Annotated in this window: 5 protein-coding genes and 1 pseudogene; 3 read left to right on the forward strand and 3 right to left on the reverse strand. The window is 64.6% G+C overall.

The window, feature by feature from the left end; genetic code table 11:
- Positions 1–231: 231 nt before the first annotated feature.
- On the reverse strand, positions 232–528 hold the full coding sequence (gene groES / locus EN738_RS31925; RefSeq protein WP_006203049.1) for a co-chaperone GroES: 297 nt from the start codon (positions 526–528) through the stop codon (positions 232–234).
- 286 nt (positions 529–814) lie between these two features.
- Here groES and EN738_RS31930 point away from each other — a divergent pair, with 286 nt between their 5' ends.
- Positions 815–1,054: a hypothetical protein gene (locus EN738_RS31930; protein ID WP_245478470.1), complete on the forward strand. Its 240-nt coding sequence runs from the start codon at positions 815–817 to the stop codon at positions 1,052–1,054.
- Here EN738_RS31930 and EN738_RS31935 read toward each other — a convergent pair.
- Positions 1,051–1,812, reverse strand: a complete 762-nt coding sequence (locus tag EN738_RS31935; protein WP_127287064.1) for an SDR family oxidoreductase — start codon at positions 1,810–1,812, stop codon at positions 1,051–1,053. The genes EN738_RS31930 and EN738_RS31935 overlap by 4 nt on opposite strands.
- A gap of 107 nt (positions 1,813–1,919) precedes the next feature.
- On the opposite strand from EN738_RS31935, the gene EN738_RS31940 reads away from it, so the two are divergent.
- Complete coding sequence (locus tag EN738_RS31940) at positions 1,920–2,816, forward strand: LysR family transcriptional regulator (protein ID WP_127287065.1); 897 nt, start codon at positions 1,920–1,922, stop codon at positions 2,814–2,816.
- Positions 2,817–2,822: 6 nt separating this feature from the next.
- Here the strand turns inward: EN738_RS31940 and EN738_RS31945 are convergent, their stop codons facing one another.
- Complete coding sequence (locus EN738_RS31945) at positions 2,823–3,449, reverse strand: TetR/AcrR family transcriptional regulator (RefSeq protein WP_187331454.1); 627 nt, start codon at positions 3,447–3,449, stop codon at positions 2,823–2,825.
- A gap of 129 nt (positions 3,450–3,578) precedes the next feature.
- On the opposite strand from EN738_RS31945, the pseudogene EN738_RS31950 reads away from it, so the two are divergent.
- Positions 3,579–3,952, forward strand: a pseudogene (locus EN738_RS31950) (MFS transporter); the annotation flags it as partial.

A 3,952-nucleotide genomic window follows, 5' to 3' on the forward strand; every position in this document is an offset into this window, starting at 1 on the left:
GACGCCGTCCTTGGTGATGCGCGGGGCGCCGAACGACTTGTCGATGACGACGTTGCGGCCCTTGGGGCCGAGGGTCACCTTCACCGCGTCGGCGAGGATGTTGACGCCGCGCAGCATGCGCTCGCGGGCATCACGGGAAAACTTTACGTCTTTTGCAGCCATTGTAAGCTCCTGTCAGGGGTTCGGGTCGAACCCGCAGATTCAAGATTCAGTTGACGGTGAGGCCGATGTTCAGCCGATGATGCCCATGATGTCGGATTCCTTCATGATCAGAAGGTCTTCGCCATTGAGCTTGACTTCGGTGCCGGACCACTTGCCGAACAGGATGCGGTCGCCGGCCTTGACGTCCAGCGGCACGAGCTTGCCGGCCTCGTCGCGGGCGCCGGAGCCGACGGCGATGATCTCGCCTTCCTGCGGCTTTTCCTTCGCCGTATCCGGGATGATGATCCCGCCGGCGGTCTTGGATTCGGATTCGACCCGGCGAACGACCACGCGGTCATGAAGCGGGCGGAACTTGGACTTTGCCATTAGTGTCTTCCTCGATGAGAACGGTGAGAACTGTTCCTCCATCCGGCGAAGCCGGATATGAGTTAGCACTCACGCAAGGCGAGTGCTAACGTGGCGCTGAGATAGGCCGGAGGGTTTCGAGAGTCAAGGCGCGCGCAAGGAGCGAACCGCGCGAAATTTTTCCCGACCCGCATTCGCACGAGGAACGCGGTCTTTCGCCGACGGGATCGCGGAGGAATATATCGGTGCCCCTTAACGCCTCGGCGCGCGCAGCACCAGCAGCGGGCATCGCTCTCCGCAAAGTCTCGTGAACGGCGACGATACGATCCGCCGCGAACCTGTTCCGGTTCCCGACGAGCTTCGCGCTATAAGGCGTGAACTTGGTTTCGATTATGGCAAGTTCGATTTCGTCATGCATGAAGGCAGGGCGGTGCTGCTCGATGCCAACAAGACTCCTGGGCGAGCCAGGCGCCTTTCGAGCTTCGTCGCCGCCGGCAATTCAAATCTCGCCGACGGCTTCGAAGGGCTGATCCGCCAGGTTACCTAGATATTCATGCCGCCCGAGACTTCGATGCGCTGGGCGTTGACCCAGCGATTGTCCTGCGACAGCAGGGAGGCGATCATCGGCCCGATGTCGTCGGCGACGCCGGTCCGGCCGAGCGCGGTGACGCCGGCCACCATGCGGTTGATCTCGGCATTGTCGCGCACATGACCGCCGTTGAAGTCGGTGGCGATTGCGCCCGGCGCCACGGTGTTGGCGGTGATGCCGCGCTGGCCGAGTTCCTTGGCGAGATAGCGGGTGAACACTTCGATCCCGCCCTTCATCATCGCATAGGCCGACGAGCCGGGTGCGGCGAAGCGGGCGAGACCGCTGGAGATGTTGATGATGCGGCCGCCGTCATTGATCAGCGGCAGCAGCGCCTGGGTGAGGAAGAACACGCCCTTCAGGTGGGTGTTCATCAGCGTGTCGAACTCCTCCTCGGTCGTCTCGGCGATCATCTTGCGCAGGCCGGTGCCGGCATTGTTGACGAGATAGTCGAAGCGGTCGCGCTGCCAGGTCTCCTCCAGCGTCTTCTTCAACGCCTCGGCGAAGGCGGGGAAGGTGGCGATGCCGCCGGTGTCGAGTTGGAGTGCTGCGGAGCGGCCGCCGGCAGCCTCGATTTCGGCGACAGCCGCCTCAGCTTCGTCGGCGCGCGAGTGATAGGTAACGATGACGTCGACGCCCTTGCGGGCGAGGCTGAGCGCAGTGTTGCGGCCGAGGCCGCGGCTGCCGCCGGTGATGAGAGCGATGGGCCGAGTGGTCATGGCGAGAACTCCTTCTGTTTTGGATGGAGATGCATATACTCGCCTTGCTGGACGATATAATCGGGCACGGATTGCCAACACTATTCAGCTTGTGCGAACAATCGCTGATGGACAGGTTCGACAGCATGCGGCTCTTCACCCGCGTCGTGGAAAGGCGCAGCTTCACCGCTGCCGCCGCCGATCTCGGTCTGCCGCGCTCCAGCGCCACCGCCGCGATCAAGCAGCTGGAGGAGCGCCTGGGTGTGCAGTTGCTTCGGCGCACCACCCGCCACGTCACCACCACGCTCGACGGCGACGCCTATTACCAGCGCTGTATCGGCATCCTCGCCGACATCGAGGATGCCGAGGGCGGCTTCGGCGCGCATGAGGTGCGTGGGCGGCTCAGCATCGACATCAACGGCAACCTGGCTCGCACCGTCGTCATCCCGGAACTGCCGGCGCTGCTCGCCCGCTATCCTGGGCTCAGCTTGCATATCGGCGAGGGCGACCGCCTCGTCGACCTCGTGCGCGAGGGCGTCGACTGCGTGGTGCGCGCCGGCACGCTGCCGGACAGCGACATGATCGCGCGCCGCATCGGCATCGCGCGCGAGGCGACGCTCGCCAGCGCCGACTATGTCGAGCGCCAGGGCCTGCCGCGTGACCTGGACGAGCTGGCTGGCCATGTGATGATCGGCTTCGTCTCGTCACGCACCGGGCAGGTGATGCCGCTGGAATTCACCGTCGACGGCAAGGTGCGCGAGATCGTGCTGCCGTCGCGGGTCACGGTTTCCAACTCCGACACGGCCGCCACGCTGGTGCTCCAGGGTTTCGGCCTCTACCAGGCACCGCGTCGCCGTTTTACCGATGACATCGAGGCCGGTCGTCTGGTCGAGGTGCTTCCAGACAATCCGCCGACGCCGACGCCGATCTCGGTCCTTTATCCGCGCAGCCGCCAGCTTTCGCCAAGGGTGCGGGTGTTCGTCGACTGGCTGGTGGAGATTCTTGGGCCAAAGCTGGATCGTTGACGCCGATCAGAGGAACAGCCGCAACTGCGTGTGGATGATCGACCGGTAGTCATCGATCGTGCGCCGGCTCTCCGCTTCATCCTGCGTCAGCGCCAGCCGCACCACGCCGCCGGCAAGCTGGAAGACCAGGAAAACCACGCGTCCGAACGCCTCGCGCCGCTCCGGCTCAAGCATCGGGCCGACATGGTCGCAGAACATTTTCGCCTGCTGCCTGGTCTCGGCGATGTCGAGGTTCTGCAGCGCCTTGTCGGCCTGGATCGCGTTCTGCAGGTCCTGGATGGCCGGATCCGCCGCCACGCGGCTGTAGTAGTCGTCGAGCAGCCGATCCGCGGCCGACGTCACATCGTCCACCCCGCGGATCCCGGCGATGATGGCGCCGAAGCGCGCGCGGCTCTCCTCCGCGAAGCGCTCGTAGAGCATCGCCAGGATTGCCGATTTGTTGGGGAAATAGTGATAGACGGTGGCGATCGGTCCGCCGGCCAGCGCACCCACTTCCTTCATCGTGACGGCGTCGATGCCTTTCTCGCCGATCAGCCGCATGGTCGTCGAAAGGATCGCGTCGATGCGTTCGCGGCTGCGCTCCTGCTTCGGCCTGCGCCTGGGCGCCGTCGCCAATCGCCTTGCTTCGCTCATTGCGCCCGATCCTCTCGCGAGAGGTCCAAAATTCCGGTTGACAAGAAACATGATTAACTATCAGTTTCCAGAAATGCTGACAGATTGTCAGTTTTTTGGCGATGCGGCAAGGACGTTGAGGAGGCGCCTTTGGTTACACAAGCCGGCGAGACGGACGGCGGCGACTGGCTGGTCGGCAATCCAAGCGGCCTGCAGCTCGCTTCGGCGCTGTGGATCGGCTCGGTCGGCCTGCTGATCCTCGGGCTTCAGCCGGTGCTGCTCGGCGCGCTCTACACCGAAGGCCATGTCACCGGCGACGAGCTGGCGCTGGTCGCCACCGCCGAGATGATCGCCATCGCCGTCGGCTCGGGCGTCGTGGCCATGGCCCTGTCGGCCCGCAACATGCGCTGGAAGAGCGCCATCCTCCTGCTCCTGCTGGCGGCGGCCAACTGGTGGACGGCCTATGCCGCCGGCAGGAGCAGGAGGATGGCGCTCTTCCAGCGCATGTTGCGGGCCGACAGGGC

It is taken from the genome of Mesorhizobium sp. M4B.F.Ca.ET.017.02.2.1 (genome assembly GCF_003998955.1).
GTDB classification, from domain to species: Bacteria; Pseudomonadota; Alphaproteobacteria; order Rhizobiales; family Rhizobiaceae; genus Mesorhizobium; species Mesorhizobium abyssinicae.